Below are 26748 nucleotides of genomic sequence, written 5' to 3'. Positions count from 1 at the left end.
GATCGGTGAGAGAAATCCGGAATACGCTTCGAACGCCGTTCGGAATACCGGACGCTCAAGGAGGTCCATCGTGCTCTCCCGCGCGTTCCCCAGACTCAGAACCACGGCCCTGGCAGCGCTCTCGGCGCTCGTCACGGTGCTCGCGCTCGCCGTCGGCCCAGGCCCAGGCGGCCGGTTCACTGCCCTGCGACATCTACGCCGCCGCGGGCACCCCCTGCGTCGCCGCGCACAGCCTGGCCAGGGCGCTGTACTCCTCGTACAACGGCTCCCTCTACCAGGTGCAGCGGGCCTCCGACGGCGCCACCAAGGACATCGGGCTGCTGGCCGCCGGCGGGTACGCCAACGCCGCGGCACAGGACTCCTTCTGCGCCGGCACCACCTGCCTCATCACCAAGATCTACGACCAGTCCCCGCGCCACAACGACCTGACCGTCGAGGGCGCGGGAGGCGCCGGGGCGGCCGACGTCGGCGCGCCCGCGGACGCCCTGCCGGTGACCGTCGGCGGCCACCAGGTCTACGGCCTGGAGATCTCCGCCGGCATGGGCTACCGGGACAACTCCACCTCGGGCGTCGCCGTCAACGGTGGCGCGGAGGGGATGTACATGGTCACCTCCGGCACCCACGTCAACGGCAGCTGCTGCTTCGACTACGGCAACGCCGAGACGAACAACAAGGACACCGGCAACGGCCACATGGACGCGATCAACTTCGGCACCGAATGCTGGTTCTCGCCCTGCTACGGCCAGGGCCCGTGGGTGCAGGCGGACCTGGAGAACGGGCTGTTCCAGTCCGACCTCGGCCACAGCACGAACTCCTCCAACACCGGCACGGGCGCGCTGCCGTTCGTGACCGCGCTGTTGAAGAACAACGGCCAGAACCATTTCGCACTGAAATGGGGCAACGCCCAATCCGGCGGGCTGACCACCACCTATTCCGGGAGTGAGCCCACCAACGCGAGCGGCTACTCGCCGATGCACCAGGAGGGCGCCATCGTCCTCGGCACCGGCGGCGACAACAGCAACGGCTCCATCGGCTCCTTCTTCGAGGGCGTCATGACCTCCGGCATCCCGACGGACGCCGCCGACAACTCCGTCCAGGCCAACATCGTTTCGGTCGGCTACGGCGGCGCGACCGGCTCCACCGGCACGCTCACCCCCGGCTCGGAGATCTCCCTGAAGGCGACCACGTCCTGCTGCACCAGCGACTACATCCGCCACCAGAACGACACGGCCGTCATCTCCGCCATCACGTCCAGCAGTTCGGCCCTGGACAAGAGCGACGCCACCTGGATCGTCCGCCGCGGCCTCGCCGACGCCTCCTGCGTCTCCTTCGAGTCGCGCAACTACCCCGGCGACTTCCTGCGCCACTACAACTACCAGCTGCTGCGGCAGCCGATGACCGGCACCACCCAGTACAGACAGGACGCCACGTTCTGTCCGACGACCGGCAAGAGCGGCACCGGCACGTCGTTCGCGTCGTACAACTACCCGGCGAAGTTCCTCCGCCACTACGACTACAACGTCTACATAGCGAGTGACGGAGGCTCCAACACCTGGGACAGCGCCACGTCCTGGACGGACGACGTGAGCTGGGTGGTCAGTGCGCCCTGGGCGCCGTAGCCGCCACGGGGGCCGGTGCGTCGCCGGGCTCCAAGGGGAGCTCGGCGGTGACCGTGAAGCCGCCTCGCGGCGACGGTCCGGCCCGCAGGGAGCCGCCCGCCGCCGCGAGGCGCTCGGTCAGCCCCTTCAAACCGGTGCCGCCGAGACCGGGGGAGGACGGGAGGGCCGGCTCACCGCCGCCGTTGTCGGCGACCGTCAGGCGGACCTGCTCGGAGGTGCTGTCCACGGTGATCTCGCAGCGGGTCGCGCCCGCGTGCCGCAGCACATTGGTCACGGCCTCCCGCACCACCCAGCCCAGCAGGACCTCGGTCTGCGGCGCGAGGGGCGTGCCCGAGCGCCGCACCACCGGCTCCACGTCGGCCGCCTCCAACACCGACCGCGCGCGGTCCAGTTCGGTGCCGAGGCTGCCCTCGCGGTAGCCGGTGACGGCCTCGCGGATCTCGGTGAGGGCCTGGCGGCCCACGGACTCGATGTCGGTGATCTGGGCCAGGGCGGCGTCCAGATCCCGCGGGGCCAGCCGCCGGGCGGCCTCCGACTTCACCACGATCACCGACATGGTGTGGCCGAGCAGGTCGTGCAGGTCGCGGGAGAAGCGCAGCCGCTCCTTCTCCACCGCCTGGTGGGCGAGTTGCTCGCGGGCGGCGCGCAGTTCCCGTACGGCCTCGGAGAGCGAGAGGATCGCCGCCGTCACCATGGTCGAGATGAAGGTGGCGTAGGCGATGTTCAGGCCGTTCCAGCCGTCGCGCGCGGTGGAGACCACCCCCGCGAGGAGGGCGACGCCGGTGCCGGACCAGCGCAGGTACTCGCCCCGCAGGGCCGCTCCCGTGGCCAGCCCGAGCAGCGGGAAGAACAGCAGCCAGTTGTCGCCGTAGGCGCCGGCCAGAGCGCAGGTGATCGCGGCCATCACGGCCAGCGCCACCCGCGTGGAGACGGCCTGCCGCTTCTCCTTCACGAAGGCCCGCGTCGCCACGAAGATGTACAGGGAGTTGAAGGTGAGCAGCCCCAGGCCGCCGATCCACGGGTTGGGGGTCTTGCCCTGGAAGAGGTTGGAGAACGCGCCCAGCCCCATCAGCAGCCACGGCAGCAGCGAGAAGGCGGTCGGCGGCGGCCCCGGATGCTCGGGCACCTCGGCGCCCGTGCGGCGCGCCTCCTTCTGCGCGGCCTTGAAGGCCCGCATGTCCGCCTGCCACCGCTCCCGGGCCGCCCGCCACTGCCGCAGCTGGAAGGCGACCCCACGCGTCCACTTCATGATCCTCGTCCCCCGTTCAGGCGGTCCGTCCGGACCGCCGGTACGACAGCACAGCGTACGAACCGAACGCCAGCAGCCAAGCCCCCATGACACAGACCGCGCCGAGCGCCGGAGCGTGCCCGTCCGCGACCGATGTGCCCAGCTGGGCGAACCGGTAGGTGGGCGTGTACGCCGACAGGGCGCGCAGCCAGTCCGGGAAGAGGGTGACGGGGAACCACAGGCCGCCGAGGACGGCCAGGCCCAGGTTGCAGGCCATGTTCGCCACGCCGGTGGTCTGCCCGGTCAGCCGGTAGCCGTTGCCCAGGCCCAGCAGCGTGAACGGCATCGAGCCCAGCCACAGCAGCAGTGCGATCGCCGCCCACTGCCAGAGCGCCAGCCGCACCCCGTTGAGCAGACCGCCCGCCGCCAGCACCGCGAGAATCGCCGGCAGCACGGTCACCGAGCCGGTCAGCGCCCGGCCCATGACGACCTGCCGCGGTGTCATCGGCGTCACCCGCAGCTGCCGCAGCCAGCCGATCGCCCGGTCCTCGGCGACCCCGCCGCCGGTGTTGAGCGCGGACCCGACGGCCCCGTACCCCGCCATCCCGACCATCGCGGCCGTCTTGTAACCCCCGTCGTCCGCGCCGAGGTTGGTGAACAGCAGATACATGAGCACGGGCATGGCGACCCCGCCGATGACGAACCCGACGTCGCGGAGGGTACGGCGCACTTCGAGCCGCAGGTAGTCGAGCATCACGAGGCCTCCTCGATCTCCGCGCTCTTGAATGCCGGCCGCTGCGATCCAGCCCGTCCGGGGGTACCCCCTCTGGGGAAGTGTGAGGACGAGGCCCGTTCAGGGCCGAACGGGGGCCTGGAGCCCTCAGCAGCGGTCAAGGCGAGAAACGCGTCGTCCAGGGACGCCGGCGCCACCTCCAGCCCCCGTATCGCCCCCGACTCCGCGAGAGCGACCACCGTGGCGTCGGGATCGTCCGTCCGCAGTCGCGCCCGGTCGCCGCGCACCTCCACGGACCGCACGCCGGGCAGCAGCTCCAGCCCCCCGGTGCCGCCGCCGGCGAGGTCGAAGGCGACCAGGCCCCCGCCCACCGACCGCTTCAGCTCCTCGCTCGTGCCGTCGGCGACGATCCGGCCGCCGTCGATGACGAGGATGCGGTCGGCGTGGGCGTCCGCCTCCTGGAGGTGGTGGGTGGAGAACAGCACCGTGTGGCCGAGGCGCGCGTAGGACCGCATCGACGCCCAGAAGGCGTGCCGCGCCTCCACGTCCAGGGCGGCCGTCGGCTCGTCCAGCACGATCAGCGCGGGGTTCCCGGCGAGGGCGACGGCGAAGCGGACCCGCTGGGTCTGGCCGCCGGACAGCCGGTCCACCCGGCGTCCGGCCAGCTCCGTGATCCCCGCCAGCCGCAGCGCCCGCTCGACCGGCATCGGCGCCGGATAGCGTCCGGCGACGAAGGCGACCAGCTCGCGCACGGTGACGCGGGGCACCGCCCGGCCTTCCTGCAGCATGGCGCCGACTCGCCCGGCACGCACGGCCGTGCTCGGAGGCTCCCCGAACAGCTCGACGCTGCCCTCGTCGGGCTCGTTCAGGCCGAGCAGCAGGGAGATCGTCGTCGACTTGCCGGCGCCGTTGCGGCCGAGGAGGGCGACCGTCTCGCCGGGCGCGATGGTCAGATCGACGCCGTCCACGGCGCGCACGGTACCGAACTTCTTGACCGCCCCCGTGAAGGACACGGCGGCGCGTTCCGTCTGTGTCATGGGTACGACGCTACGAAGTCGGCCGCCCTGCCCGGCAGATGCGCTTGTACGGACCTGGGCAGGACAAATGTCACGGCCGGCCCGGCGTCCCCCACATGGACCTGACACAGTGTCAGGAGCCTTCACAAGTGACGAGCCCTGGGCTATACAGAGGGCGCCGGACTGGAACGCGTTCTAGATCGGCCCCGTGACGACCTCGGTCGCGGCCGACGGTGCGGACGGCCGCGCCGAGGTCTTGAGCCACTCGATCCACCAGGAGCCGTATGCCCATCGACGCAGCGAAGGCCCTCGCCGCCGAACCCCGGTCCGGCGAGATCACCTGGGTCCCCAAGGACGTCCAGCTCTACCACCTCGGCATCGGCGCCGGCATCCCGGCCACCGACCCCGACGAGCTGCGCTACACCCTGGAGTCCCGGCTGCACGTCCTGCCGAGCTTCGCCACCGTGGCGGGCGCCGGTTCCCCCGGCGTGATCAGCGGTCTGTCCATGCCGGGCGTGGACGTCGACCTCGCCAAGGTCCTGCACGGCGGCCAGTCGCTGACCATCCACCGCCCCCTTCCGGCGCGGGGCACCGCCACCGCCACCGGCCGCATCGCCGCCGTCCACGACAAGGGCAAGGCGGCCGTCCTGGTCATGCGCACGGAGGTCGCCGACGCCGACGGCCCGCTGTGGACGAACGACGCCCAGATCTTCGTCCGCGGGGAGGGCGGCTGGGGCGGCGACCGCGGCCCCTCCACCCGCCGCGAACCGCCCGCCGGGGAGCCCGACCGGATCGTCGAACGGCACGTCCGCGAGGACCAGGCGCTGCTCTACCGCCTCTCGGGCGACTACAACCCACTGCACGCCGACCCCGAGTTCGCCAAGCTCGCCGGCTTCGACCGGCCCATCCTGCACGGGCTGTGCACCTACGGCATGACGCTCAAGGCGGTCGTCGACACGCTGCTCGGCGGGGACGTGAGCCGGGTGCGGTCGTACTCCACCCGGTTCGCGGGCGTCGTGTATCCGGGGGAGACCCTGCGGATGCGCATGTGGCACACGCCGGAGTCCACCACGGTCGCCGTCAGCGCGGTGGAGCGGGACGACGCGCCGGTCCTCGCCGACACCATCGTCGAACACGGTTAACACAGACAGCAGTTGAGGGGAGCCGCACCATGCGCGCAGCCGTACTGCAGGAGATCGGCCAGGACAAGCTGGAGATCCTCGACGACGTCGAGGCCGTGGGATTCGGGCCCGGCAAGGTGCGTATCCGGGTCCGGGCGACCGGGCTGTGCCACTCGGACCTGTCCGCGATGAGCGGGGTGCTGCCGCAGCCCGCGCCCTTCGTGCCCGGACACGAAGGGGCGGGGGAGATCCTCGAAGTCGGCGACGGGGTGAGCCACTTGAAGACGGGCGACCGGGTGGTCGTGTGCTGGCTGCCGGCCTGCGGCGCCTGCCCCGCCTGCAAGCGCGGCCAGACCGAGCTGTGCCTGGCCGGGTTCATGAACGCCGGCACCCCCAACTTCCGCCGCACAGGCGGCGACGTGTTCGGCTTCGCCGGTACCGGCACCTTCACCGAGGAGGTCGTCGTCGACGCCGGCTGCGCGGTGCCGATCCCGGACGACGTGCCCTTCGACATCGCGGCGCTGATCGGCTGCGGAGTGACCACGGGACTCGGGGCCGCCCTCAACACCGCCGATGTGGAGGCCGGTTCGTCGGTCGCCGTCATCGGCTGCGGCGGCGTCGGCATCTCGGCAATCCAGGGCGCGCGGCTGAAGGGCGCGGCGGAGATCGTCGCCGTCGACCCGGTGGCCTCGCGCCGCGAGTCGGCCCTCCGTTTCGGCGCCACCAAGGCCGTCTCCCCGGACGAACTCGCCGACGCCAAGCAGCAGGTGACCGCCGGGGAGGGCTTCGACTACGTCTTCGAGGTCGTCGGCAGGTCCGCCACCGCCCGGACGGCGTACGACAACACCCGGCGCGGCGGCACCCTCGTCGTGGTCGGCGCGGGCGCCATGGACGACTTCCTCCAGCTCAACATGTTCGAGCTGTTCTTCGACGAGAAGCGCATCCTGCCGTCGATGTACGGCGGCGGCGACGTCCTGCGCTCCTACGAGCGCACCATCGCCCTGTGGCGGGCGGGCCGCATCGACCTGGAAGGCCTGATCACGCACCGGGTGCCGCTGTCCGAGATCAACGAGGCGCTGGACCAGATGCGCACCGGCACCGCCCTGCGCACCTGCATCGAGATCTGAGGGGCGCCGCGGATGTCACTGCCGATGTCACAGCCCTTGGAAGGACTGTCGGCCGTCGTCACCGGCGCGGGCCGGGGCCTGGGCCGCGCCGAGGCGCTCGAACTCGCCCGGCTCGGCGCGGCCGTCGTCGTCAACGACTTCGGCCAGCCCGGCCGGGACGGCTCGGGGGACGCCTCCGCGGGCCCCGCCGAGGAGGTCGCCGCCGAGATCCGCGCGGCCGGCGGACGGGCCGCCGCCCACACCGGCGACGTGGCCGACTTCCAACAGGCCCGCGAACTGGTCGAGTTGGCGATCGAGGAGTTCGGCAAGCTGGACATCCTGGTCAACAACGCGGGCATCCTGCGCGACCGTATGGTCTTCTCCATGACCGAGGGTGAGTGGGACTCGGTGATCCGGGTCCACCTCAAGGGCCACTTCAACACGACCCACTTCGCCGCCGCCCACTGGCGCGAGCGCTCCAAGGCGGCGGGCGGCCCGGTCTACGGCCGGATCGTGAACACCTCCTCGGAGGCGTTCCTCGCGGGCTCCGCGGGCCAGCCCAACTACGCGGCGGCGAAGGGCGGGATCGTCGGCCTGACCACCTCCACGGCCCTCGCCCTCGCCAAGTACGGGGTCACGGCCAACGCCATCTGCCCGCGCGCCCGCACCCGGATGACCGAGGACGTCTTCGCCGGCTTCGAACAGCCCGCCGACGGCCTCGACCCGCTCGCCCCCGAGCATGTCGCCCCCCTCGTGGGCTACCTGGCCTCACCCGCCGCGGCCCGCGCCAACGGCCAGCTCTTCGTCGTGCACGGCGGCATGGTCGCGGTCGTGGACCGGCCGCGCGTGCGAGCCAAGTTCGACAGCAAGCAGGACACCTTCACCTACGACGAACTGGACGCCCTCCTCACCGCGCACTACGCCGAGCGGCCCGAGGGGGAGACGTTCGCGGCGGCGGAGGTGCTCGGCCTCAAGCGGACGTAGAGCCGACCTGAAGCCGACGTCCAGGAAGGTTGGACACGCGGAAGGGCCCGCACACCGGCCGGTGTGCGGGCCCTTCCCTGCGTACCCTCAGGCAGCTGCCTCGGTGTCCTCGGCCGGCTTGCGGTGCCGGCCACGAGGGGCCGAGTCACCGTCCTGGGCCGAGTTCGGACCTCGGTGACGACCGTGACCGGCGTCCCCCTGGGTCTCGGCGGACAGCGGCTGCATGGTGCTGGTGTCGCTCATCGGAAGGATTCACCCCGTCAACATGATCTTTCGAACAGCCCGGCGAGTCTAACCAGCACCCCGGCACCCGGATCCAGGCGGCCACGCCCATCGGCACTAGTTCGTTACAAGACGTCCCAAGGGGGCTTCCCGCAACGGCACCGGACGGGCCACGACCGGTTCCGCGGGCTCCGGTTCGGACGGCTCGTCCGCCGCCGGGAGGCCCGGCACCGACGGTCCGTCCGCCGCCGGGAGGCCCGCCTGCGATCGTTCGCCCGTCGCGGGGAGGCCGGCCTTCGATCGTTCGTCCGTCGCCGGGAGGCCGGCCTGTGACCGTTCGTCCGCCGGGAGGCCGGCCTGTGACCGTTCGTCCGCCGGGAGGCCCGCCCGTGACCGTTCGTCCGTCGCCGAGGGGGCGGACCCCGACAGCGCCCGCACGGCCGCACCGCCCTCCAATGGACCCTCCGGACCCTGCGGACTCGCCGAACCCGTTCCTCCCGCGTCCCCCGCGCCCCCCGGGTCCGTCGCGCCCCCCGAGGGCGCCACAACTCGCGCCAGTCCGCACGGCATCTCGGCCGTCGCGCACGGCAGTTGCAGCACCCCGTCCCTCGTCCACAGCCCCGTCCCGGCCAACCACCCGGCCGGCGCCGGGAGATGGTGCACCTGCCGCCCGTCCGGCCGCCACAGCCCCAGCCAGCCGCCCATCGGCCCCTGCACGCGGAGCGCCACCGCACAGCTCTCCGGCATCAGCACCAGACCCGGCTGGATCGCGAACGGCGTCACCGAGCAGTCCGGCACCCGCAGGCACTCCGGGAACCGCACCGGAAGCGTGCTGCCCAGCACCCCCCAGCCCAGCCGGTCCTCGCCCGGCGACGGCGCGTCCGAGCGGATCAGCAGCAGCCCGCTGTCCGGGTCCGCCAGCAGCAGCCGGTCGTCGCTGCCCTCGGTGATCTGCAGGAACGGCGACACCTCGCCGCCCCGCCCCAGGTCCACCACGACCGTCTTCGTCCGCCCGCCGACCTCCCGGTCCAGCGCCAGCATCCGGCCCGCGTGGTCCAGCCACACCCCGCCCGAGCAGCGCCCCGGGATCTCCGCCAGCCGCTCCGGCCCGAAGGCCCCGCCCGCCACGAGCCACAGCGTGCTGCAACGCCGGCCCACCGAGAGGGCGTACGCCCTCGCGCCGCCCGGCGCCGGGGGCAGCAGCCGCAGCGGGGCGTCCTCGTCCGGGCACTCCACCGCGCCGAGCAGCACCTCGCCGGTGCCGGGGCCGGTCGGGTACAGCAGGGAGAAGACGTGCCGCCCGTCCGTGGGCCGGCGGATCAGCACCCGCCCGTCGCCCATCGGCTGCACCTCCGTGCCGGGCTCCTCCGGCTGGTTGCCGGGCAGCGGCACCGCGTACGGCTCGGGGCCGTCCAGCGTCCAGCGCTCCGGGAACCAGCAGTCGCCGTCCAGGGTGAGGCGGGCGGCGTAGGCGCCGTCCGCGGTGATGGTGCAGCCCACCTTCGGAGCACCGTCACCGGGGGCAGCCTCGGGCTCGATCGCACAGGCCGTCATGGTCTGCTCACCTCCGGTCACGACGCTAGTTTTCGCGCGCACCCACGGGGAACCACGAGGCTCCTGCTTCACACATAAGGGTGGTAGAGGAACGATTCGCCTGAGGGAAGGCCGGCCCGTGTGCTGAAGGTGGCCGACGAGGGACCGGGCCGCCGGGGCCGGTGCGCGCCCGGCCGCGGACATCGGTTCAGCGGCACGGATCAGGCAGGTAGCCTTCTGTCCGTGCCCCGTCTGTCTGAAGTCATCGCCGCGCTGGAGAACCTGTGGCCCGCCGAGCGGGCCGAGTCCTGGGACGCGGTCGGCACCGTCGTGGGCGACCCCGAGCAGGAGGTCGGCCGGGTCCTGTTCGCCGTCGACCCGGTCCAGGAGATCGTCGACGAGGCGGTCGAGCTGGGCGCCGACCTGCTCGTCACCCACCACCCGCTCTACCTCCGCGGTACGACGACGGTGGCCGCGAGCCACTTCAAGGGCCGCGTCGTGCACACCCTCATCAAGAACGACATCGCGCTGCACGTCGCGCACACCAACGCCGACACCGCCGACCCTGGCGTCTCCGACGCGCTCGCCGGCGCCCTCGACCTGCGTGTCGTACGACCGCTCGTGCCGGACCCGAGCGACCCGCACGGCCGCCGGGGCCTCGGCCGCGTCTGCGAACTGGACCACCCGCTGCCGCTGCGCGACCTCGCCGCCCGGGCCGCCGCACGCCTGCCCGCCACCGCGCAGGGCATCCGCGTCGCCGGCGACCCCGACGCCACGATCCGCACCGTCGCCGTCAGCGGCGGCTCCGGCGACAGCCTCTTCGACCAGGTCCGCGCGGCCGGCGTCGACGCCTTCCTCACCGCCGACCTGCGCCACCACCCGGCCTCCGAGGCCGTCCTCCGAAGCCCCCTCGCGCTGCTCGACGCGGCGCACTGGGCCACCGAGTGGCCCTGGTGCGAGCTGGCCGCCACCCAGCTCGACGAAATCTCCGACCGCCACGGATGGGACCTGCGCGTCCACGTCTCCAAGACGGTCACCGACCCCTGGACCAGCCACTCCCCTTCACCTGGAGCCCCCAACTGAACGCCGCGCCCGCCGACCAGATCCGCCTCCTCGACGTCCAGGCCCTCGACGTGCGCCTGCAGCAGCTCGCGCACAAGCGGAGGTCGCTGCCCGAGCACGCCGAGATCGAGTCGCTCACCAAGGACCACACGCAGCTGCGCGACCTCCTGGTCGCCGCGCAGACCGAGGAGAGCGACACCGCCCGCGAGCAGACCAAGGCCGAGCAGGACGTGGACCAGGTGCGCCAGCGCGCCGCCCGCGACCAGCAGCGCCTGGACTCCGGCGCGGTCACCTCCCCCAAGGACCTGGAGAACCTCCAGCGCGAGATCGCCTCCCTCGCCAAGCGCCAGGGCGACCTCGAGGACATCGTCCTGGAGGTCATGGAGCGCATCGAGTCCGTGCAGGAGCGGGTGCGCGAGCTGACCGACCGGGTCTCCTCCGTGCAGTCGAAGATCGACGACGCCACCGCGCGCCGGGACGCCGCCCTCGAGGAGATCGACGGCGAGATCGCCACGGTCACCAAGGAGCGCGAGGTCATCGCCGGCACCATCCCCGCGGACCTGCTCAAGCTCTACGACAAGCTGCGCGAGCAGCAGGGCGGCATCGGCGCGGCCAAGCTGTACCAGCGCACCTGCCAGGGCTGCCGCCAGGAGCTGTCCATCACCGACTTCAACGACGTGCGCGCCGCTGCCCCCGACACGGTGGTGCGCTGCGAGAACTGCCGTCGCATCCTGGTGCGCACGGCCGAGTCCGGCCTGTAGGCGTCTCTCGTCGTCTCTCAAGGAGGCTGTGCGGTGCGGGAGTTCATCGTCGAGGCCGACGGCGGGTCACGGGGCAACCCGGGCCCCGCGGGCTACGGGTCGGTCGTGCTGGACGCGGCGACGGGGGAGACGCTGGCGGAGGCGGCCGAGTACATCGGCGTCGCCACGAACAACGTCGCCGAGTACCGGGGGCTGCTGGCCGGGTTGCGAGCGGCCCGTGACCTCGACCCCTCCGCGTCCGTGCACGTCCGCATGGACTCCAAGCTGGTCGTCGAGCAGATGTCGGGTCGCTGGAAGATCAAGCACCCGGACCTGAAGCCGCTGGCGATGGAGGCCGCGCGGGTGTTCCCGGCGGAGCGGGTGACGTACGAGTGGATCCCGAGGGAGCGGAACAAGCACGCGGACCGGCTGGCCAATGAGGCGATGGACGCCGGTGGCCGGGGGGAGCAGTGGTCGGCGGCGGAGTCGACGGCCGAGCTGGACGGTGCGGCGGAGAGCCTGGGCGACGGAGCCGCTGTCGTGGACGTGGCCGGGGTCGGTGATACGGGGAAGGCCGCCTCCGACGCCCGTGCCGCGACCGCCGTCGCGAGCCCCGGCTGGGCTCCCGCCGACATGGGCGCCCCGGCGACCTTTGTACTGCTGCGGCACGGTGAGACCCCGCTGACCCCGCAGAAGCGGTTCTCGGGGAGCGGCGGCACGAACCCCTCCCTCTCCGAGGTCGGACGGGAGCAGGCCGAACGGGTCGGCGCCGCGCTGGCGCGCCGAGGCACGGTCCAGGCGATCGTCGCCTCGCCCCTCGCCCGTACCCGAGAGACCGCCGCCATCGTCGCCCGCCACCTCGGCCTGGAGGTGAGCGTCGAGGACGAGATCAGGGAGACGGACTTCGGCGCCTGGGAGGGGCTGACCTTCGGCGAGGTCCGCGAGCGCTACCCGGACGACCTGACCCGCTGGCTGGCCGACCCCACGGTCGCCCCCTCCGGCGGCGGCGAGAGCTTCGCGGCGACGGCGACCCGTATCGCCGCGGCCCGCGACAAGCTGGTCGCGGCCTACGCGGGCCGCACCGTCCTGCTCGTCTCGCACGTCACGCCCATCAAGACCTTCATCCAACTCGCCCTGGGCGCCCCGCCGGAGGCTCTGTTCCGCATGGAACTGTCGGCCGCGTCCCTGTCGGCGGTGGCGTACTACGCGGACGGCAACGCGAGCGTACGGCTCTTCAACGACACGTCCCACCTGCGCTGAGGCCCCCGCGCGGGGCGCGTCACGCCCCGCGCCGCAGCCCCGCCGCCTCGCGGGCCAGCGCCTCCACACGCCCCCAGTCGCGGGCCGCGACGGCGTCCGAGGGGAGCATCCAACTGCCGCCGACGCAGCCGACGTTGGACAGCGCCAGATAGTCGGGGGCGTCGTCGGGCCCGATCCCCCCGGTCGGACAGAACCGGGCCTGCGGCAACGGCCCGGCCAACGACCGCAGATACGCCGTACCGCCCGCCGCCCGCGCCGGGAAGAACTTCATCTCCCGCACCCCGCGCTCCAGCAGCGCCACGACCTCCGACGTGGTCGACACCCCCGGCAGGAACGGCACCCCGGACGCCCGCATCGCCTCCAGCAGGACGTCCGTCCAGCCCGGGCTCACCAGGAACCGGGCCCCGGCCGCCACCGACTCCCTCACCTGCTCCGGCGTGATCACGGTCCCCGCCCCGACCACCGCGTCCGGCACCTCGGCGGCGATCGCCCGGATCGCGTCCGGCGCGGCCGGCGTCCGCAGCGTCACCTCGACGGCGGGCAGCCCGCCCGCGACGAGCGCCCGCGCGAGCGGTACGGCGTCCGCCGCGTCCTCGATCACGACGACGGGGACGACGGGGGCGAGATCGAGCAACGACGAGACCATGCCGACATCGTGCCCGCGCGGTGCATCCTGCGCAAAGCACATTGCACATGCTGCAACGCATGGAGGAGTCGGCTCAGTGGACCTTGGCCACGCGTGACGGACGGGCTCAGTGCACCTCGTCCACCAGCACGTCGAGCATCCACGGCTTCCCGGCGCCCTTCGGGGGCTCGACCTCCACCACGTACCCGAGGTCCCGCAGCGCCTCGACCAGCCCGGCCGGGTCCTTCGGCGCGACCCCGGCCGTCAGCAGGCTCCGTACGATCCGCCCCTTCGTCGCCTTGTTGAAGTGGCTGACCACCTTCCGGGTCGGCGCGTGCAGCACCCGCACGCTCGCCGTCCGGCCCGCGACCTCGCCCTTCGGCTTCCACGCGGCCGCGTAGGCGGAGGACCGCAGATCGAGGACGAGCCCGTCACCGGCGGCCTCGGGCAGCACGGCCGCCATGGGCGTGCGCCAGTGCGCGCCGAGCGCGCCGAGACCGGGCAGCCTCACGCCCATCGAGCAGCGGTAGGAGGGAATCCGGTCGGTCACCCGGACGGCACCCCACAGCCCGGAGAAGACGAGCAACGACCGGGCGGCCCGCTTCTTCGCTGCGGCGTCGAGGGACGCCAGGCCGAGGGCGTCGTACAGCACGCCCGTGTAGATCTCCCCGGCGGGCCGCGCCCCGGCGCTCGGCAGCCCGGCGTTCTTCGCGACCTCGCCCCGCAGCCCCTCGCTCAGCCCGAGCACCTCGCGCGCCTTCTCCTCGTCCCCGGCACACAGCTCCACCAGCTCCCCGAGCACGGCCGCACGGGCCTCCGTCAGCCCCGGCAGGGACAGCGACTCCAGCTTCAGCGGGGCGCCACGGCCGGAGGACGCCTTGCCTTCGGAGGGCGGCAGCAGGACAAGCACGGAAGATCTCCTCACGATTGAGCTCCCGCACAGCGTACGGCGCCGGATTTCCTTACTCTCCCTGTATGCCCCGCCGCCACATCCGCGTGACCGGTGCCCCCGAAGCCCCCCTCCGGGCCGCCCTCACCGCCCTGCGCGCCGAACTCGCCCTCCCCGAGCGCTACCCGCCCGAGGCCCTGGCCGAGGCGGAACACGCCGCGAACGCCCCGACACTCCCGGCCCTGGACGCCACGGACATCCCGCTCTTCACCATCGACCCGCCCACCTCCACCGACCTCGACCAGGCGATGCACCTCTCCCGGCAGGGCCCCGGCTACCGCGTCCGGTACGCCATCGCCGACGTCGCCGCCTTCGTCGTACCCGGAGGAGCACTGGACGCGGAGACACACCGGCGGGTGACCACCCTCTACTTCCCGGACGAGAAGATCCCGCTCCACCCCGAGGTGCTGAGCGAGGCCGCGGCCAGCCTGCTGCCGAACGTGACCCGCCCCGCCGCCCTCTGGACGATCGACCTCGACGCGGACGGCCGCACCCACACCGTCGACGTCCGCCGCGCCCTGGTCCGCAGCCGCGCCAAGCTCGATTACGCCGCCGTGCAGAGACGTATCGACGACGGGACGGCGGAGGAACCACTGGCGCTGCTGAAGGAGATCGGCGAGCTGCGGGAGCGCCTGGAGGTGGAGCGCGGCGGCATTTCCCTGAACGTGCCCGAGCAGGAGATCGCAGAGCGCGACCACACCTACGAACTCTCCTACCGCGCCCCGCTCCCCGCCGACGGCTGGAACGCGCAGCTCTCCCTCCTGACCGGCATGGCGGCGGCCGACCTGATGCTGACGGCGGGCACAGGCATCCTGCGCACCCTCCCCGCCGCCCCCGACGGCGCGGTCGGCCGCCTGCGCCGCACCGCGCACGCGCTGCACATCGACTGGCCGCACCACGTCTCCTACGCGCGGCTCATCCGCTCCCTCGACCCGCACGACCCGCGCCACGCGGCCTTCCTCCAGGAATGCACGACCCTGCTGCGCGGCGCCGGCTACACCGTCTTCCGTGACGGCGCCCTCCCCGCCATCACCACCCACGCCGCGGTCGCAGCCCCCTACGCCCACTGCACGGCTCCTCTACGCCGCCTGGCCGACCGCTACGCGTCGGAGATCTGCCTGGCGGCGGTGTCCGGCCAACCCCCACCCGACTGGGTCCTCGCCGCCCTCGACACGCTGCCCCACGAAATGGCCGACGGCACCCGCCGCGCCGGAACGGTCGAACGGGAGTGCGTCGACATCGTGGAGGCGGCCCTGCTGGCGGGGCGGGTGGGGGAGGTGTTCGAGGGCTGCGTGGTCGACGTGGACGACCGCCAACCGACCGTCGGGACGGTCCAACTGGAGTCCCCGGCGGTGATCGGCCGCATCGACGGCGAGCACCTGCCCCTGGGCGAACGCCTCCGCGTCCGCCTCACCCAGGCGGACCCGGGAGAGACGAAGGTGCGCTTCGCGCCGGCGTGATCGTGCGGGAGGCGGTCCCTGACGGCCGAGGTGTACGTGTGCCACGATCGAGGGAACGGTTCCCGATCTCTCGGACAGGTGATCTTCCGATGTCCCAGTCTGGCGAGCGACCGAAGGAGGGGCGTGACATGACTGCCATGGCCCACGAGCCGCTCACGCAGGAACAAGTCCTGCTGGAGGGCTTTCTCGCCCTGGACACCCCGGAGGGTTTTCGGGCCGAGTTGATCGAGGGGGAGATCGTCGTGACGCCGCCGCCGGACGGGGACCACGAGGACTACATCGAACTGATCGTGAACCAGGTGTACAGGCGCTCGCGGACCGACATGCAGTTCTCCGGGAACAAAGGGCTGAAGCTGCAGAGCGGCAGCGGCTGCCCGAAGGACCACGTGATTCCGGACGGCACGTTCGCTCCGAGGCGCCTGCGCCTCTACAGGGGCGCCGACTCCTGGATGCCCTGCGACGGCGTCACCATGGTCCTGGAGGTGACGTCCACGAGGCCCAAGGCCGACCGAGAGGCCAAACGCCGCTGTTACGCCCGCGGAGGAATCCCCCTGTATCTGCTGGTCGACCGGGAGGCATCGTCCATCACGGTGTTCAGCGACCCCGAGAAGGACGATTACCGCGAGCACTGCACTCGTCCCCTCGGTAAACCGCTGACCCTCCCGGAGCCGTTCGCCTTCGACCTGGACACGGCGGACTTTCTCTGAAGGGCCCGGCGTTGCACCCGTAGGACGAAAGGGGTGCGGGGTGGAACAGGCACTGTGGACCAGGGCGCGGCTGGGCCGCTGCGGACCGCAGCTGGACATGCTCACGGCCCGCTTCCGCCGGCACGTCTACGCCCCGCACGCCCACGACGAGTACACGATCGGCGTGTGCGTGGCCGGCTCCGAGGTCATCGACTACCGCGGCGGCCGCATCCGCCCCGGCCCCGGCTCCATCGTCGTCCTGGCCCCCGGCGAGATGCACACGGGCGGCCCCGGCAACTCCACCGACGGCTACGCCTACCGCGCCCTGTACGCGGAACCGTCGCTGCTGACGGAAGGCACCCTCGGCGGCCGCCCGCACTTCCACGAGCCGCTGATCGACGATCCCGAACTGGCCTCGGCCTTCCGCCTCACCCACACCGACCTGGGCACCTGCCCCGACCCGCTGGAGGCGGAGTCCCGCCTCCCCTGGCTGCTGACGGCCCTGGCCCGCCGCCACTCCACGGCCCGCCCGGTGCCGGACGCGGTCCCCGGCGCGGGCGGCATCGCCCTGGCCGTCCGGGACCGCCTGGCCGACGAACTGCTCTCACCCCCGTCCCTGGCCGACCTCGCGACCGACCTCGGCCTGTCCCGCTACCAGCTTCTGCGCGCCTTCCGTACGACGATGGGCGTGCCGCCGTACGCCTGGCTGGCCCAGTACCGGGTGGCCCGGGCCCGAGGGCTGCTGGAGTCGGGCCTGCGCCCGGCCGAGGTCGCCGCGCTGGTCGGCTTCGCGGATCAGGCGCACCTGACACGCTGGTTCCGGCGGGTGCTGGGGGTCACGCCGGCGGCGTACCGCAACAGCGTTCAAGACGGCCGTTAGGGGACGGGCCGAAACTCGCCGTATGACTGCACGCGGCTGGTTCCTGTTCTCCCTGATGGGAGTCGTCTGGGGCATCCCCTACCTGATGATCAAGGTGGCGGTGGATGCTCCCTTGTCCCCCTCCGTGGTCGTCTTCACCCGCTGCGCGCTCGGCGCGGCCCTCCTGCTGCCCTTCGCGATACGGCAGGGCGGCCTGGCCAGGACGGTCCGCGCCCACTGGCTGCCGATGCTCGCGTTCGCGTGCATAGAGATCATCGGCCCGTGGTTCACCCTGACGGACGCCGAACGGCACCTGTCCAGCTCGACGGCGGGCCTGCTCATCGCGGGCGTACCGATCGTCGGAGTGGCCCTGGCCCGCTTCTTCGGGGACACGGAGCGGTTGGGGGCGCGGCGGACGACGGGCTTGGCGCTGGGTCTGGCGGGTGTCGCGGTCCTGACCGTCCCGCACCTGACGGGCGGCGACGCCCGCTCCCTCGCCGAAGTCCTGCTGACGGTGGTGGGCTATGCGACGGCCCCGCTGATAGCGGCCCGCTGGCTGAAGAACGTCTCCACGTTCCAGCTCACGGCCCCCTGCCTGGCGCTTGCGGCGCTCGTGTACGCCGGACCGGCCGCCGCGACCCGGCCGTCCGGAATGCCGTCGGCAACGGTGCTGGCGGCCCTCGCCGGCCTGGGCGTGATCTGCACGGCGCTCGCCTTCGTGGCGTTCCTGGAGCTGATCAAGGAGGTCGGCCCGACGCGCGCGACGGTCTTCACGTACGTCAACCCGGCGGTGGCGGTCGCGGCGGGAGCGCTGTTCCTGGGCGAGGACCTGACCTGGGGCATCGGGGCGGCGTTCGCGCTGATCCTGGCGGGCTCGGTCCTCGCCACGACGACTGGTCGGACGCGTCCGGCCCGCCCGGTAACATGGTCGACACGGCAGACGAGCCGGGCGGACGGCCGCGTGGAGTCCCCTTGAGGGGCTTCCCGAGGAACGTCCGGGCTCCACAGGGCAGGGTGGTGGCTAACGGCCACCCGGGGTGACCCGCGGGACAGTGCCACAGAAAGCAGACCGCCGGGGGCTTCGGCCCTCGGTAAGGGTGAAACGGTGGTGTAAGAGACCACCAGTGCCCAGGGTGACCTGGGCAGCTAGGTAAACCCCACCCGGAGCAAGGTCAAGAGGGAGCACCTCGGTGCTCCTGCGGGGACGTTCGAGGGCTGCCCGCCCGAGTCCCCGGGTAGACCGCACGAGGCCGGCGGCAACGCCGGCCCTAGATGGATGGCCGTCGCCCCGGCCCCCGCGAGGGAACCGGGGAACAGAACCCGGCGTACAGCCCGACTCGTCTGCCGCTCGAAGGCAACGGCAACCGTTGCACCCGAACGTCCTTCGGCTTCCGGTGGGCAGTGCACGGGTCCGAGTTGCTCGTGCTGCTGCAGGTCCCCGCCGTCTGTATCGATGCGCCGTTGCGGTGTCGCCGGGCAACGTGCCAGCCGTGGAACGGGTCCTGCAGCAGCATCTGCGGCTGCGATAAGGAGTCAATCAACTCGGCCGCCCCCGACCCGTCAGTCGGTCGGGGGCGGCGCTCCGCCGTCCAGGAAGGGAAATTCGTGACCGACGGGGACAGTGAATTTCTCACTCATGCGTCAGAGGTCGCCTTCGACCTCGGCCGTGACCGCTTCCGCGTCACCGCGCTCACCCTCCGGTCCCGCACCATTGCGTTCACCGAGATCAGCGGCCCGTCGGAGCCGCCTGTCTACTTCGAGGGCGAGCCGCCCGGTACCGGGCGCGAGGCGCGTCGTACGTATGACTGGCAGCCCGCCGCCGACGCGCCGTCCTGGATGAACATGGCTTGGCTGCTGGAGGACCTGGCGGCTTGGGTAGGTCAGATGGCCGATGACCGCATCACATTGGTCGGCATCGAGGCACCGGAGCCGGACTGGTGCGATGTGCTGGTCCTCGATGGCGACAGCCGCTACCGCGTCCGGATCGCCCTGGCCGAGCGAGACGAAATCCTGGACTTCCCCGGAATGTATCTGCGGGAGATGTTCGCCGAGGGCCGTTATCGCAGCTACCTGGCTGAGGACCGGTCGGTGGTCGATCTGCGCGGTGTTCTCTGAGGGGGCGACTCGTTCCAACCAACCCCGCACGAGCGGACGTTGTTCTGATGCGGGCACGGATACGCGGGGCAGGAGACCCGTAGGGTCGCGGGCATGACCGACGACCGGCAGCAGGAAGAAGCCGTGGCGGGCGCCTGGGCGAGGATCGAGGCGTGGCTGGGGCGCAACGCCCCACGTTCCTGTCGGATGCTTCCGCCACCCGCTCCGGAAGCGGACATCCTTGAGGTCGAGCAGGAGCTGGACCTCGCCATGCCGCCGGGCCTCAGAGCCTTCTACCGCCTCCGCAACGGCACCGGCCACCCCGCCGACTTCGGCTGGACGCCCGAACCCGAAACCGGGCTTCCGCCCCAGGGACAGGGAACGGCCTGGCTGTTGCCGAGGAAGCACGCGATCCCTCCGGTACAGCAGCTGCCGTACTGGTCCGAAGGCCCCCACACCGTCGGTATGCCGGTCGACCCCGCGATGCGGTACCGCGCCTTCGCCGCGACCGACCGCAGTTGCCTCTACGGACTGTTCACCGACTGCACCCCGGGACCCGGCCACGGACGGATCGGCACCTTCGAGGAGGCCGGCATCCCCGCGCTGGGCGTGTGGCCGTCGTTCGCCGACTACCTCATCGAAGTCGCCGACGCCCTGTACGAGAACCGCGGTGTGGAGTATGCGGACGGGCACCAGGACAAGAAGGTGCCCGGTCTCGTCGATCAGGCCCTGGTGTGGGACCGTCCGACGCGTCCGGCGGACCCCGACTGGACCAGGACGAGCAGGACGACAGGGACGGGGTGGTCGCCGGGGTGACCGTGACGAATGGAGTCCGGGGGTGCTGCGACAGCTCCGCCGCCCTGTCTCCCACGCAGTGGCTGGGAGGGGGTGTGCGGCGGAGCTGTCGGGTGTTCTACGGAGCTTTCCTGGCCGACGCTTCTACGAGCGGCGGGTGCGGCGCGTCGTGTAGAGGGCGCCTGCGCCGACGGCGATCACCACGGCGGCACCGCCGGCTATCAGGCCGACCGGTGCGTTGGAGCCGGTCTCGGCCAGCGGGGGAGTGCTGTCGCTGGGGGAGGGGGCCGGGGTGGTGGGCGGCGTCGAATGGAGCGGTGGGACGTCCGGGGTGGTCGGCGGGGTGGTGGCCGAGGACGGCTTCGTCGGGGTGGCCGGCGGGGTCGTCTCGTCGGTCGGCGGCTGGCTCGCGGGGGGCGTGCTCGGGGTGGCCGGCGTCGACTCCGACGGCGTGGGGGAGCTGGGCTTGTCCGGGGTGCAGGGCTTGTCGCCGCCGTTCCACGCGGCGATGAGGTGGTACGGGGTGACGATGTTGTCGGGCTGGTACGGGGCGGGGCCGTGCCCGTCGCCCGACTTGCCGTCGTAGATGACGTCGTCGCCGTACAGGTCGATCTGCCCGTAGCAGTCGGGCGTCTTCACCGCCAGCTTCTGCCAGGTCCGCTTGCTGTCGCCGCTGTTGTCGGCGATGTCGGCGGCCGTGAGGTACACCGTCGCGTGGTCGACGAGGGTCTGGTGGCCGGAGGTGTACCAGTTGGAGCCCTCGGTGGTGTACTCGGCCAGGGAGACCGGGTACTTGCAGCCGTCGCCGACGGTCTGTCCGGGGGCCAGGCGCACCTCTACGGTGCCGGGGACGGCGGTCCACTGGTGGAAGCCGCCCTGCGAGGTCCAGTCGGCGCCGACCGGCTTTCCGTCGGCGTCGACGATGCGGTACTGCACGGTGGCGGACTGGCAGTCGCCGGCCGTCGTGGCGCTCGCCGTGGTTGCTCCGAGCAGCGGAGTGGCAGCGGCGAGGAAAGCGGTTGCGGCAAGGGCGACCGAGGTTCTGGGGCGGGGAGAGCGCGTCAAGATCTGCCTCTGTGGAATCAGGGGTGTGGGAGGTGAGTGGGCGCGCGCGGCCGACCGACGGGCACGAAGACGAGGAGTTCGTGGGGGCGGGGCCACTCGCGTCACTTCGCTCACTTCAGAAACAGTGAGTGAGCCGGATTGTCGCCGGTCCTCACAGCTCTCGTCAATCTTTCAACCGTCCTCAACTGCCGTTTTCCACCGCTTTGTTGATTGCGTCGTGCTCGTCATGCGGGACAGGCGGTCTGGCGCACTCCGTCGGGGCGGAGGAGGGCGCATGCCTTGCCGTAACGAGGCAGCGTCTGGGGAGACGTGCTGCGCGTCGCGTGGATGTGCAGTTGGGCGGTGGCTACGGACGTGATCGGGGCGTCACGCCCGGCGCAGCGGTGTCCTGCGGAGGAGCCGGGTGACCCCGAGGTGATGCCGTTCACGTCGACGGGGCTGCCGGACTTCGTTCCCGGGTGAACCCCGGCCACCTCCGCCCCGTTGTGCGGGCATGGCCGGTGGGCCGTCGTCGAGTCCGGGAGGTCGCGTTCGTGGTCATGCCGCTCACTGCCTCTGCCGCCGAGAGAGGCTTTCGTCCCCGTCTCGGTCCGCACGGTCTGCTGTGTCGTCGTAGGGCCGTCCCCGGCGCGGAGCGGGAGACGGAAGCAGAGGACGGCGCTCTGGCACCTTGCCTTCGGGTGCCAGAGCCTCCTTGCTCCCCTCTGCCCGCCGCCCTCCTGCCCCTCCCAGAGGGGTTCGAGCTGAACCGTCCTTCCTCCGCATCCGTCGTGCCTCCGCAGGCGGCGTTCGATCGCCTGCGATCCGCCGCAAGCGCGATCTGAGAGGCATGGTTCATGCGTTTTATGCGCAGACGCTCAATTCTGTTGGTGCTGTTACTGGTTGTCGTCGGGGCGACCGCCGCGACCGCGGTCGGGCTCAGCGGGAGGCATTCCGACGCCGCCCGTCTGCACGGCGCGCCGGCCGCCGACGTGGGGAACGTGGAACACTCCATCACCCTGCAGAACAGGACGGACAGTCGTATCTGGGTGGGGAGCAATGTCAACGCTGATGGGTCGGCCGCGTTGACCGGGCTGCCCGTTCTCGAGCCGGGACAGTCCGCGACCCTCACCGTCCCCGAGCGTGAGGGTGCCGGGCACTGGCGCGGTACCTTCTTCGCCCGGCAGGGGTGTTCCGGGGACGACGGCAGCACCTTCCACTGCGCGGTCGGTGACTGTGGGCCGTACGTCGATCACTGTTCCACCGGGCAACAGCCCACCAGCTTGGCCGAGTTCAACTTCGACCCCAGTGACTCGCTCGCGCCCTGGTACGACGTCAGTTACGTCGACGCCGTCTCCGCCGCCGTCACCATCACGCCGAACGACATGACCCCGCCCGAGACGGGGGAGTGCGCGGCGGCGGGGTGTGCCGTGGACCTGCTGTCCGCCTGTCCGGCCGAGGACCTGGTCAAGGACCAGGCTTCGGGGAAGCCCTTGGTGTGCGTCAACCCCAATCGGGACGCCAAGACGTCCTACAGCGACTTCATCAATCAGAAGTGCCCTACCGCCTATGCCTGGTCGAAGCAGGACGCGGAGCCGGGTAACCGGACCATGTACCAGTGCACCAAGTGCAGCGGTATGACCGTCACCTTCAACGGGGCCAACGGTCCGAGTACTTCTGATCCCGGTACCACCACGAACCACCCGGCCACCTCCACCCGTAAAGGCGTCAGCCTCAACCCCGTCGACGGTGCCTCGCAGGCGCTCGTCGACTCCAAGGCCTCCTGGTACTTCAACTGGGCCTCGTCCACCGGGAGCGTCACGAAGCCCGACGGCGTCGAGTACGTCCCGATGATCTGGGGTCCCGGCTCCGTCACCGACGAGCAGCTCGGCAGCGCCAAGAACGAGGGCAGTGAGCTGCTCGGCTTCAACGAGCCCGACTCCGGCTCGCAGGCCAACATGACCGTTGAGCAGGCCCTGGACCTGTGGCCCCGGCTGCAGAGCACCGGCATGCGCCTGGGCGCCCCCGCCGTCGCCACCGGCGCCGACACCCCCGGCGGCTGGCTGGACCGCTTCATGCAAGGAGCCGAACAGCGCGGCATGCGCGTCGACTTCATCCCCCTGCACTGGTACGGCGCCGACTTCGGCCCCGACGCGGCCAACCAGCTCAGCCAGTACATCCAGCGCGTCCACGACCGCTACCACAAGCCGATCTGGCTGACCGAGTACGGCCTGATCGACTTCTCCCAGGCCACCCCCCGCTACCCCAGCCAGCAGGAAGAGGCCGCCTTCATCAACTCCTCCGCGCGGATGCTGGACGGCCTGGACTACGTCGAGCGCTACGCCTGGTTCACGCTGTCCACCACGACCAGTCCGACCGGCCTGTACGACGGGACCACCGCGAACGCCGCCGGCCAGGCCTACCGCGACGCCAGCTGAAGGGAGTGCAGTTTCTCTCGGATCTTCGCGGCGTCCGGATGGTCGAACTCCGCGAAGATCCCGAGGGCTTGACGCCAGCTGCCGTCGGCCGCCTCCGGTTCGCCGGCGGCCAGTTGGACGTCGCCGAGGTGGCCCAGGGTGTGGCCCTCTCCCCAGCGGTTGCCGATGTCCCGGTGGGCGGCGAGCGCTTCCCAGTAGTACGCCACAGCGCGATCACGCGCCCCGAGCCGGTGGTGGACGGTGCCGAGCACGTCGAGGGCAACCCCCTCCACCCAGCGGTTGCCGCTCGCGCGCAACACCGTCAGGGCCTGTTCCAGGCAGTCGACGGCTTCGTCGAACCGGCCGAGCCGCTGGTAGGCGTCTCCCAGGTTGCTCAGGGCGATGCCCTCGCCCCAGGTGTTGCCCAGCGCTCGGTCCAGTACCAGGCCCCGGCGGCTGTACTCGACGGCCTTGTCGAGCCGGCCGGTCTGGAGGTAGGCGTCCCCGAGGTTGCCCACGGCACGCAACCGGCCGTCGATGTCACCGAGTTCGCGGCAGACGACGATCGACCGGTGGAAGAGCGCGATGGCCTCGTCGAAGCGGTCGTTGCTGCGCAGCGCCGCGGCCGCGTCCGCGAGCGCCTGCGACTCGCCCCGGCGGTCCTGCGCGGCCCGGGCGGCGGACAGGCCCGTGCGGGTGGTGTCGAGCCAGTCGCCCAGATGGCTGCGGAGGTAGAAGAACCCCCACAGCACGGCGGGCAGCCGCCAGGCGATGCCCGGCTGCCCGGAGGCGGCCGCCTGGTGGACCGCGTCGACCAGGCTGGGCCGTTCGGTCTCGCACCAGTCCACGGCCTGGTCGAGGGTGCTGAACGACAGGGGGCGGCAGGAGGCCGGCGGCGGTTCGAGGGGGATCGGGTTGCGGTTCGGGGTGATCAGGGGATAGGCCGCGGCAGCGGTGTGCAGATACCAGGACAGCAGCCGTTCCACCGCCAGGTCCCGGTCCCGCGGTGTCTCCTCGGCGCGGACGCGCTCGGCGGCGTACACCCGCAGCAGGTCGTGCAGGGTGTACCGGCCGGGGAAGTGCTCGGTGAGCAGGTGGGCCCGGGTCAGCTCGACGAGCAGGCCGCGGGTCTCGCGCGGGGTGAGCCCGGCGAGCGCTGCGGCCGCGGGAGAGGACAGATCCGGGCCGGCGTGCAGGCCAAGCAGCCGGAACAGCCGTGCGGCGGGCGGGGAGAGGGCCTCGTACGACAGGGAGAAGACCGTTCGTACGTCGATGGTGATGTCGTCGCCCGCGAACGCGTCGAGGCTGTCGTCGCTGTCCCGCAGCTCCTCCGCGATGGCGCTGAGCGGGAAGTCGGGGTGGGTGGCGGCGCGGGCCGCGACCACGGCGAGGGCCAGCGGCAGCAGTGCGCAGCGCGCGATGATCTCGTCCACCGCCCGGGGTTCCTTCTCCAGGCGCGCGGCGCCGAGCCGCCGGGCCAGGAACTCGTGGGCCTCGGCGGGCGTCAGCTGGTTCAGCGTCAGCGGGTGCGCTCCCTCACCGGCGACCAGGCCGGTGAGCTGGTTGCGGCTGGTGACGATGACGAAGCAGCCGGGGGAGCCGGGCAGCAGCGGGCGGACCTGCTCGGCGTCACGGGCGTTGTCGAGAAGGATCAGCACGCGCCGCTCGGCGAGCACACTGCGGTAGAGCGCCGTCTGCGCCTCCAGGCCGGCGGGCAGCCGCTGCGGGGGGACGCCCAGGGCGTCGAGCAGCACACGGATCGCATCCTGCGAGCACATCACCGAGCCGGTCGGGTCGAAGCCGCGCAGGTTGACGCAGAGCTGTCCGTCCGGGAAGCGGTCGGCGACCTGGTGCGCCAGGTGCACCGCCAAGGTCGTCTTGCCGACGCCGGCCATGCCGCCGATCGCGGTGATCACCAGGGTGGCGGGGGCGCTGCCGTCCAGCGGCAACATGCCCAGTGTCGCTTTCAGTTCGGCCTGGCGGCCGGTGAAGGTGGGCAGGTCGGCCGGGAGTTGGGCGAGGCGGGGTGCGTAGGCGGGGCGGCGGGGGGCGGGCTGCGGCTCATCGGTGGCCTGGGCGGGTACGGCGGAGGGGGCGGGTACGGCGGCAGAGGCGGCCGGGACGGACTGGGCGGCTGGCGTGGACGGGGCGGCCGACGGCTGGGACTCCTGGGACTCCTGGTACTGCGGAGTGTCCATGGCCGGTACCGGCTGCGAGGAAGCGTCGGAGGCCGGAGCCGCCTGCCCGAGAGGATCGGCGGCCGAAGGCGACTGCTTGGGAGAACCGGCTGCCGAAGCCGACCGCGGCGAGGTCCCCGAGATCAGGCCGGCGTCCGTCGCCAGTATGCGTGCGTGCAACTCCTGCAGAGGTGCGCCCGGTTCGATGCCCAGGTCCGTCACCAGCGTGGCACGGGTCCTGCGGTACGCGGCGAGGGCCTCGGCCTGCCTGCCGGACCGGTACAGGGCCAGCATGAGCAGCCGGCACAGCTCCTCCCGCAGCGGGTGCTCACCGGTCAGCGACAGCAACTCCGCGACGACCTGGCCGTGACGGCCGAGCCGGACGTCGAGGTCCAGTCGCGCCTCCAGCGCGCTCAGCCGCTCCTCGGCCAGCCGGGCCCGCTCCGATTCGGCCAGCGGGCCGGGCAGGCCGGCCAGTGCGGCGCCCGGCCATCCGCCGAGTGCGTCGTGCAGCAGCCGCGCGGCGGTGGACTCGTCCCCTGCGGCGGCAGCCCTCGCCGCGTCCGCCGTACTGCGCTCGAACACGGCGAGGTCCAGGGCCTGTTCGGGGACACAGGCGCGGTAGCCGTCCCCTACCGAGACGATCGTGCGGGGCGGGTCCTGCGGGCCGCGGCCGGGTTCCAGCACCTTGCGCAGCCGTGAGACATAGGTGCGCAGGACGGACACGGCGGCGGCCGGGGGCTCGACACCCCACACGGCGTCGACGAGTTCGGCGAGCGAGACGGGATGCCCACGCCGCAGCAGCAGCGCGGCCAGCACCGCCCGCTGCTGCGGTGAACCGAGGTCAAGCTCCCGGTCCGCGTGCCAGGCCCGGACGGGACCCAGCACGGAGAAACGTAAGTCGGTCGAGTTCACTGCGTTCACGCTGCGGACTCTAGTGACACTTCATGTGCTCAATGTTGCCCGGGTGTTGAACTGTTTCCTTCCGGGGACGCCACACGACGTGACATTCAGTACG

The 26748-nt window shown here is 72.0% G+C and carries 22 protein-coding genes, 1 other RNA gene and 1 pseudogene; 15 read left to right on the top strand and 9 right to left on the bottom strand.

The window, feature by feature from the left end:
- The first annotated feature begins 5 nt into the window (after nucleotides 1-5).
- Nucleotides 6-1619, top strand: coding sequence for an alpha-L-arabinofuranosidase B (locus tag LN251_RS06125; protein WP_458243475.1), 1614 nt, complete (start codon nucleotides 6-8; stop codon nucleotides 1617-1619).
- Here LN251_RS06125 and LN251_RS06120 read toward each other — a convergent pair.
- From LN251_RS06120 to LN251_RS06110, 3 genes are read right to left on the bottom strand one after another with little or no spacing between them, the layout of a single operon-like run.
- Nucleotides 1597-2868 (bottom strand): sensor histidine kinase, encoded by a 1272-nt coding sequence (locus LN251_RS06120; RefSeq protein ID WP_458243474.1) that lies wholly within the window; start codon nucleotides 2866-2868, stop codon nucleotides 1597-1599. The genes LN251_RS06125 and LN251_RS06120 overlap by 23 nt on opposite strands.
- A 16-nt stretch (nucleotides 2869-2884) precedes the next feature.
- On the bottom strand, nucleotides 2885-3601 hold the full coding sequence (locus tag LN251_RS06115) for an ABC transporter permease (protein ID WP_458243473.1): 717 nt from the start codon (nucleotides 3599-3601) through the stop codon (nucleotides 2885-2887).
- Complete coding sequence (locus LN251_RS06110; protein WP_458243472.1) at nucleotides 3601-4617, bottom strand: ATP-binding cassette domain-containing protein; 1017 nt, start codon at nucleotides 4615-4617, stop codon at nucleotides 3601-3603. Before LN251_RS06110 ends, LN251_RS06115 begins: the two co-directional genes overlap by 1 nt.
- A gap of 263 nt (nucleotides 4618-4880) precedes the next feature.
- Between LN251_RS06110 and LN251_RS06105 the strand changes: the two genes are divergently transcribed.
- From LN251_RS06105 to LN251_RS06095, 3 genes are read left to right on the top strand one after another with little or no spacing between them, the layout of a single operon-like run.
- Entirely contained in the window at nucleotides 4881-5738 is an 858-nt protein-coding gene (locus LN251_RS06105) for a MaoC/PaaZ C-terminal domain-containing protein (protein WP_458243471.1), read from the top strand.
- A gap of 29 nt (nucleotides 5739-5767) precedes the next feature.
- The gene (locus LN251_RS06100) at nucleotides 5768-6844 is read left to right on the top strand and encodes a Zn-dependent alcohol dehydrogenase (RefSeq protein WP_458243470.1); all 1077 of its coding nucleotides are present in this window, start codon (nucleotides 5768-5770) and stop codon (nucleotides 6842-6844) included.
- Between the two features lie 24 nt (nucleotides 6845-6868).
- Complete coding sequence (locus LN251_RS06095; protein ID WP_458243469.1) at nucleotides 6869-7807, top strand: 3-oxoacyl-ACP reductase; 939 nt, start codon at nucleotides 6869-6871, stop codon at nucleotides 7805-7807.
- 87 nt (nucleotides 7808-7894) lie between these two features.
- On the opposite strand, the gene LN251_RS06090 is transcribed toward LN251_RS06095, so the two are convergent.
- Nucleotides 7895-8050, bottom strand: coding sequence for a hypothetical protein (locus tag LN251_RS06090; RefSeq protein ID WP_174267319.1), 156 nt, complete (start codon nucleotides 8048-8050; stop codon nucleotides 7895-7897).
- Nucleotides 8051-8146: 96 nt separating this feature from the next.
- Entirely contained in the window at nucleotides 8147-9583 is a 1437-nt protein-coding gene (locus LN251_RS06085) for a hypothetical protein (protein WP_458244139.1), read from the bottom strand.
- Between the two features lie 222 nt (nucleotides 9584-9805).
- On the opposite strand from LN251_RS06085, the gene LN251_RS06080 reads away from it, so the two are divergent.
- The 3 genes from LN251_RS06080 to LN251_RS06070 are packed head-to-tail and all read left to right on the top strand — an operon-like array spanning nucleotide 9806 to nucleotide 12624.
- Nucleotides 9806-10645: a Nif3-like dinuclear metal center hexameric protein gene (locus tag LN251_RS06080; RefSeq protein ID WP_458243468.1), complete on the top strand. Its 840-nt coding sequence runs from the start codon at nucleotides 9806-9808 to the stop codon at nucleotides 10643-10645.
- Nucleotides 10642-11385 carry a zinc ribbon domain-containing protein gene (locus tag LN251_RS06075; protein ID WP_458244138.1) on the top strand — a complete coding sequence of 248 codons (744 nt, stop codon included), beginning with the start codon at nucleotides 10642-10644 and terminating at the stop codon, nucleotides 11383-11385. Before LN251_RS06080 ends, LN251_RS06075 begins: the two co-directional genes overlap by 4 nt.
- 33 nt (nucleotides 11386-11418) lie before the next feature.
- Nucleotides 11419-12624, top strand: coding sequence for a bifunctional RNase H/acid phosphatase (locus LN251_RS06070; protein ID WP_458243467.1), 1206 nt, complete (start codon nucleotides 11419-11421; stop codon nucleotides 12622-12624).
- A gap of 19 nt (nucleotides 12625-12643) precedes the next feature.
- Here LN251_RS06070 and LN251_RS06065 read toward each other — a convergent pair whose 3' ends face one another.
- Together LN251_RS06065 and yaaA are read right to left on the bottom strand one after the other, a co-directional pair.
- Nucleotides 12644-13270, bottom strand: coding sequence for a bifunctional 4-hydroxy-2-oxoglutarate aldolase/2-dehydro-3-deoxy-phosphogluconate aldolase (locus tag LN251_RS06065; RefSeq protein ID WP_458243466.1), 627 nt, complete (start codon nucleotides 13268-13270; stop codon nucleotides 12644-12646).
- Between the two features lie 106 nt (nucleotides 13271-13376).
- Nucleotides 13377-14159, bottom strand: a complete 783-nt coding sequence (yaaA, locus tag LN251_RS06060) for a peroxide stress protein YaaA (RefSeq protein ID WP_458243465.1) — start codon at nucleotides 14157-14159, stop codon at nucleotides 13377-13379.
- Between the two features lie 65 nt (nucleotides 14160-14224).
- Between yaaA and LN251_RS06055 the strand changes: the two genes are divergently transcribed.
- The 7 genes and pseudogenes from LN251_RS06055 (at nucleotide 14225) to LN251_RS06025 (ending at nucleotide 20113) form a co-directional block, all read left to right on the top strand.
- Nucleotides 14225-15658, top strand: a complete 1434-nt coding sequence (locus tag LN251_RS06055) for an RNB domain-containing ribonuclease (RefSeq protein WP_458243464.1) — start codon at nucleotides 14225-14227, stop codon at nucleotides 15656-15658.
- 128 nt (nucleotides 15659-15786) lie between these two features.
- Nucleotides 15787-16365 carry a Uma2 family endonuclease gene (locus LN251_RS06050; protein ID WP_458243463.1) on the top strand — a complete coding sequence of 193 codons (579 nt, stop codon included), beginning with the start codon at nucleotides 15787-15789 and terminating at the stop codon, nucleotides 16363-16365.
- A gap of 97 nt (nucleotides 16366-16462) precedes the next feature.
- Complete coding sequence (locus LN251_RS06045) at nucleotides 16463-17224, top strand: helix-turn-helix domain-containing protein (RefSeq protein WP_458244137.1); 762 nt, start codon at nucleotides 16463-16465, stop codon at nucleotides 17222-17224.
- 22 nt (nucleotides 17225-17246) lie between these two features.
- Nucleotides 17247-18032: pseudogene (locus LN251_RS06040) on the top strand (DMT family transporter); the annotation flags it as partial.
- Nucleotides 18033-18144: 112 nt separating this feature from the next.
- An RNA gene (rnpB, locus tag LN251_RS06035) (RNase P RNA component class A) lies at nucleotides 18145-18547 on the top strand.
- A 261-nt stretch (nucleotides 18548-18808) separates the two neighbouring features.
- On the top strand, nucleotides 18809-19318 hold the full coding sequence (locus tag LN251_RS06030; protein ID WP_458243462.1) for a hypothetical protein: 510 nt from the start codon (nucleotides 18809-18811) through the stop codon (nucleotides 19316-19318).
- A 93-nt stretch (nucleotides 19319-19411) separates the two neighbouring features.
- Nucleotides 19412-20113: an SMI1/KNR4 family protein gene (locus tag LN251_RS06025; protein ID WP_458243461.1), complete on the top strand. Its 702-nt coding sequence runs from the start codon at nucleotides 19412-19414 to the stop codon at nucleotides 20111-20113.
- 123 nt (nucleotides 20114-20236) lie between these two features.
- On the opposite strand, the gene LN251_RS06020 is transcribed toward LN251_RS06025, so the two are convergent.
- Nucleotides 20237-21157, bottom strand: coding sequence for a hypothetical protein (locus LN251_RS06020; protein WP_458243460.1), 921 nt, complete (start codon nucleotides 21155-21157; stop codon nucleotides 20237-20239).
- A gap of 869 nt (nucleotides 21158-22026) precedes the next feature.
- Here LN251_RS06020 and LN251_RS06015 point away from each other — a divergent pair.
- The gene (locus LN251_RS06015) at nucleotides 22027-23574 is read left to right on the top strand and encodes a glycosyl hydrolase (RefSeq protein ID WP_458243459.1); all 1548 of its coding nucleotides are present in this window, start codon (nucleotides 22027-22029) and stop codon (nucleotides 23572-23574) included.
- Here LN251_RS06015 and LN251_RS06010 read toward each other — a convergent pair.
- Nucleotides 23556-26654: an AfsR/SARP family transcriptional regulator gene (locus tag LN251_RS06010; protein WP_458243458.1), complete on the bottom strand. Its 3099-nt coding sequence runs from the start codon at nucleotides 26652-26654 to the stop codon at nucleotides 23556-23558. The two genes, LN251_RS06015 and LN251_RS06010, sit on opposite strands and share 19 nt — an antisense overlap.
- Nucleotides 26655-26748 lie beyond the last annotated feature (94 nt).

Source organism: Streptomyces sp. MAI_2237, from assembly GCF_054189285.1.
Note: the sequence above shows the minus strand (reverse complement) of the source record. Positions and strands in the feature narration are given on the sequence as shown.

Bases quoted from the DNA above. Each gene is read 5' to 3' on its own strand.
- LN251_RS06120 (WP_458243474.1), bottom strand. From the start codon at position 2,868: ATGAAGTGGACGCGTGGGGTCGCCTTCCAGCTGCGGCAGTGGCGGGCG.
- LN251_RS06115 (WP_458243473.1), bottom strand. From the start codon at position 3,601: ATGCTCGACTACCTGCGGCTCGAAGTGCGCCGTACCCTCCGCGACGTC.
- LN251_RS06110 (WP_458243472.1), bottom strand. From the start codon at position 4,617: ATGACACAGACGGAACGCGCCGCCGTGTCCTTCACGGGGGCGGTCAAG.
- LN251_RS06105 (WP_458243471.1), top strand. From the start codon at position 4,881: ATGCCCATCGACGCAGCGAAGGCCCTCGCCGCCGAACCCCGGTCCGGC.
- LN251_RS06100 (WP_458243470.1), top strand. From the start codon at position 5,768: ATGCGCGCAGCCGTACTGCAGGAGATCGGCCAGGACAAGCTGGAGATC.
- LN251_RS06095 (WP_458243469.1), top strand. From the start codon at position 6,869: ATGTCACAGCCCTTGGAAGGACTGTCGGCCGTCGTCACCGGCGCGGGC.
- LN251_RS06090 (WP_174267319.1), bottom strand. From the start codon at position 8,050: ATGAGCGACACCAGCACCATGCAGCCGCTGTCCGCCGAGACCCAGGGG.
- LN251_RS06085 (WP_458244139.1), bottom strand. From the start codon at position 9,583: ATGACGGCCTGTGCGATCGAGCCCGAGGCTGCCCCCGGTGACGGTGCT.
- LN251_RS06065 (WP_458243466.1), bottom strand. From the start codon at position 13,270: ATGGTCTCGTCGTTGCTCGATCTCGCCCCCGTCGTCCCCGTCGTCGTG.
- LN251_RS06055 (WP_458243464.1), top strand. From the start codon at position 14,225: ATGCCCCGCCGCCACATCCGCGTGACCGGTGCCCCCGAAGCCCCCCTC.
- LN251_RS06050 (WP_458243463.1), top strand. From the start codon at position 15,787: ATGACTGCCATGGCCCACGAGCCGCTCACGCAGGAACAAGTCCTGCTG.
- LN251_RS06045 (WP_458244137.1), top strand. From the start codon at position 16,463: ATGCTCACGGCCCGCTTCCGCCGGCACGTCTACGCCCCGCACGCCCAC.
- LN251_RS06025 (WP_458243461.1), top strand. From the start codon at position 19,412: ATGACCGACGACCGGCAGCAGGAAGAAGCCGTGGCGGGCGCCTGGGCG.